A 3,967-nucleotide genomic window follows, 5' to 3' on the forward strand; every position below is an offset into this window, starting at 1 on the left:
CTACGGGGAGGGAGGGTGGGTCCGTCGCACGGTTTCCGCGCGTGCCGCTGCGGCGGCTTCCGAGGCTGCGCGGCCTTCTGCGCACGCGCCATGCACGAGGACGACGTTGCGCACCGGGGGAGGCTCGGGAGCGCGGTCCGGTTTCGCGCGGGCTTGTGCCTTCTCCAGAAGGATGAGGCACCGGCCAGCGTGCCCCCTTCCCGGTGACGGTGGTCCCAGAGCAGCAAGCCGGCTGATCGCACATCGAGCCAGTTATCGAGGCAGTTGTCGTCCACATCGTCGCCGCAGGGCAGACGATGCTCGTCAAACGCCGCCCTGAGCCATGGATACGTGCCATAGATACGTGCCATGGATGCGCGCCATGGATACGTGCTGCAATCGCTTGATGACAGTCGGTTTCTGAGGTGGGGTCGCACTCCGGCTTCAGCGAATCTGCACATCGAAGTCGCAACCTCGGCGCGCTACGTGAGGGATCCGCAAGCGCGCCGACCGATGGTGCTCTGCTGATGCGGAGTGTCCCGTTGGAAAAGTGGTGGCAGTGCTGGTCGGTTCCGGTGTCGCGCGGCATATGGAGAAGCTGTCCTCAAGTCGTGCGCATGCCTGCACGGATACGCAGCCTGTTCGTTCAACGTCCCGGATGCGTGCTCCGGTTGCTTGGTCGCCCAGTGTGCTCCGTGCTTTGATCCTCCGCACCGCGGGAGCCGCGTGAAAGTGCCCGGAGACGGGTGTCGCGCGCCCCTGCAACCGAGGCCCGCTCTGTGTCCCCAGCGGGGCCGCCCCCTTGTGGATCATCCATACGAAAGGGAAGTTTCCTCATGAACTCCGCTCCCCAGGTTCAGACCGTCGAGATCTCCGACGCCGCGCTCGACAACATCTCCGGAGGCCTGAACCCGCACGCCAGCCTCGTCGCCGGCCCCGCGGCGGTCAGCAGCGCGGATGTCCTGGCTCAGCTCGACGCCGTCAAGAACGAGGTTCTGGGCGCCGCCGGCCAGTACAGCCACCTGAGCGTCAGCGCCTCCCTCTGACCTGCAGTCCGACCGCCAGGCTGTGACTCCCTGCCAACCAGTCGGTGTGGTTGGGGTGTTGGCACAGGCAGGCGGTACGGAAAAGTGAAGCTCCTGGCGGCAACGGGCCCTTGATCATGGTCACCCGTCTCTGCCAGGAGCTTCGTGCTCGACCTGGAGSGCGCGCATGTCGCGTTCCGCTCGATCAACGAGCGCTGGGAGGCCATCCTCGTTGTGGCAGCGCGGAGGGCCGCGGTGCCCGGGCACTCGCTGGCGACCTTGAAGAGCCGCAGCGCGCCCTTCGGCCCAAGACCGCGACGGCCGAGGTCGCCGTCGGAGCCCTCTCGCATCGTCCTGTCCCCGGGGTAGCGGAGCGGCGCGTCCCCCTGTCGAGGTCGGCGCCGCGGTGAACCTGGTGGACGCGCACACCGCGCTCGGTGTGAAGGAGTACCTCGCCTCCCGGGACTCCTGACCTTCGGCCCTCCGAGGTCACGCCGGCTCGGCCGCAGCACCATCGCCGTGGCTCGCCATGACCGAGCCTTCGCTGCCCGCGTACGCCGGCTGCGAAGGCTGGGGAATGCTCAGGATGCCTGTTTGTACGTCACTTTCCAGGGGGCCCTCGCTGAATTGGACTCGAGGCACCCTGTGCCGTACCGGAGCGAGGGGACCTTGTGGTTGGTTCAGTTACCTGACGCCGAGGTCACGCCCGGCGGATCGCGGCCGACCACCAGGTCCCACCAGCCGGAGGCCTGCTGAGCCGTGATGGCTCAGAAGGCGAATACCGATGCTCCTTGGGTTTCCTTGATGCATGAATTGGCGAACGTGTGCTCGTAGTTCACGCGCATCCCTCGCCATACCCCTTGGATGGTGACGACCACGGGCCGGTATTCCTTCGTGCAGGGTCGCCCCGCGTCATTTCCGCGCAAGGTGGCCAGGCGTCCGAGGTCCCCGTTCACGCGATCCAGTTCGGCACAGGCTTGTCGCGGGTCGGGGTGAGTCCCCGAGGTGGTGTACGCACAGTTCAGCGTCACCGCGCGCTCCGGCGTCGTGGTGACGGCCTGCTCGCCGTGGCCTGTGGTGAAGACCAGGGCCGAGGGGATCGTGACCGCCACGGCTGCGGTGAGCAGAGCTCCCGACGTTGCCCAGCGTGTCATTGGTCGCATGGTGTGTCTCCCTTCTCCTTGTGGTGCTGAAGGCTTCGAAGTACCCGTCCTATTGCCTCCGTCTCAAGGCGGACAAGAATGAACCACTCTCATCGCTGCAATTCAGACCAAATTGCTCATTGAATCAGTGGCTTGATCGGCTGGGCGGTCTTCACGGCTGAGGAGGTGAGGGGTCGTTCGCGCTATCCGTCGGTTGCGGGTGTGGCCGAGGTGGCCTGGGTGCGAAATGGCCTGAATGTTGTGAGCGTGCCTTAGGTGTCGTAATGCACCGCCGCGCAACACAAGACCATGAGGCGGGTGCATGCCGGCGGCGAATCCAGCTCGGGCTCGAAGGACACCGGCTGCCGGGGCGCGGCACTGTACCCGGCGGGTGAACGGGCCTTATGCCGGTGCGGTAGTCGTTCGGATGATCTAGGGTCGCGCTGTTCTCAGGGAGGGGATGACGCATGGTGAGTGGGGCCGCGGTATCGCGCTGCTCGGAGATCAGCAGGGCGGGGAACGGTGAACACGCAAGCCGTAGTGGCTATTGCCGGCGCTGCGGTCAGCGCCGTCGCAGCAGGAGTCGCGGTCTGGCAGGCGGTGCTCGCGAAGCAGCAAGCGCAGACTGCGCAGGACTCGGCGCTGTCTGCTCGTCGGCAGGCTGATGCGGCTGAAGCCCAGGTGCAGCTCATGCAGCGGCAGATCGACGGCGAAGAGAGGGAACGACACGATACAAGGGGCCCGATCTTCACACTGGTTGGCAACCGCTGGATCAATGAGGACGGTCAGGGACAACTCAGAGCGACGCTACGACTGTTGCAGAAAGGCGGTCCGGCCCTGTCGAGCGTCAAGGTGACAGTGTCCGGCAATTACGTCGAAGGCGTTCGCCCAGACCCGAATGACTTGGGTGTCCAGCCGTCTCTGTATCTCGGCGCAAGTTCCGCCGATGCCCAGCTGGAAGTCTGTGTCGGCATCGAGTATCGACATGTTTCACCTGTCCAGGTATCAGTCCGCATCGACTGCGTGGCTCGGGACAGTGCTTCAGCCTGGACCCGCGATCTCACTGCCAATGTTGAAACGCGTCCCGCAGCAGTGCGGACCCTTCACCGCCGCTGAACTGGCTCATCCGGTGACCGTTACCCTTACTTTTGCCGCGGCGTGGCTTTGACCGCAGCCGCCAGGCACGCGGTGCGCTGTCGTGCCGGCTCCAGCAAGTCCTCCCACAGCCCCTGGTCTTCATCCGCGGCTGGGTTTCCAGGCGGAGCCTGTTGCCTGGACTCGGGGATACCCGGGCCAAACTGGTGCGGACGGGTTCTTGAAACAGATCCACGACGGGAGAGGACTCCTCGACCAGCCGCACCTGACGCTCGGTTGGGGGCTGACCGTCCTCGGCCGTGGCTCCGCTCGCCGCTCACGGGTGCAGGGCGATGTCGTCCACCAGCCGGGCGCTGTCCTTGATCGGGCCCGGCAGCCGCTGTCCCACTGTCCGGCGGGGGCGGCGAAGGCCTGCTTCAGAACGGAGAGGGCGGGTTCGGCGAGCTCCGTCGCCGCGACCCGGCTGCAGCTCAGGCCGTGCTCAGCCAGTGCTCAGCAAAGTGACCACGCCTCTCTCGGAAGCCAGTGGGACAGGTCGTCCATGGCTTCGAGCGGTACGAACACCGGTCGAGTGAGCAGGTGGTCGCCTGCTCGCTGCACATCGATCACGACCCCCAATGATTCCGACCCGGGTACGCCTGCGTCCACATAGGCGAGCTCGTCATGGAGCTTGCGAGCCTCGGCCCGGTCGATCATCCACTGCTCAAGCGTCGAGGGAACTCGCCC

General features: G+C 65.8%; 4 protein-coding genes. 2 read left to right on the plus strand and 2 right to left on the minus strand.

Going from position 1 to position 3,967, the window contains the following annotated elements:
- The first annotated feature begins 815 nt into the window (after window positions 1–815).
- Entirely contained in the window at window positions 816–1,025 is a 210-nt protein-coding gene (locus EAO75_RS43665; RefSeq protein ID WP_148000700.1) for a hypothetical protein, read from the plus strand.
- Between the two features lie 746 nt (window positions 1,026–1,771).
- On the opposite strand, the gene EAO75_RS43670 is transcribed toward EAO75_RS43665, so the two are convergent.
- Window positions 1,772–2,167: a subtilase-type protease inhibitor gene (locus EAO75_RS43670; RefSeq protein WP_148000701.1), complete on the minus strand. Its 396-nt coding sequence runs from the start codon at window positions 2,165–2,167 to the stop codon at window positions 1,772–1,774.
- A 501-nt stretch (window positions 2,168–2,668) separates the two neighbouring features.
- Between EAO75_RS43670 and EAO75_RS43675 the strand changes: the two genes are divergently transcribed.
- Window positions 2,669–3,262 (plus strand): hypothetical protein, encoded by a 594-nt coding sequence (locus tag EAO75_RS43675; RefSeq protein ID WP_148000702.1) that lies wholly within the window; start codon window positions 2,669–2,671, stop codon window positions 3,260–3,262.
- 471 nt (window positions 3,263–3,733) lie between these two features.
- Here EAO75_RS43675 and EAO75_RS46805 read toward each other — a convergent pair.
- Window positions 3,734–3,967: hypothetical protein (locus EAO75_RS46805; protein ID WP_222724030.1), on the minus strand; the 234-nt coding region annotated here is incomplete at its 5' end.

Origin of the sequence: Streptomyces sp. UW30 (assembly GCF_008042075.1) — a bacterium.
Taxonomy (GTDB): domain Bacteria; phylum Actinomycetota; class Actinomycetes; order Streptomycetales; family Streptomycetaceae; genus Streptomyces.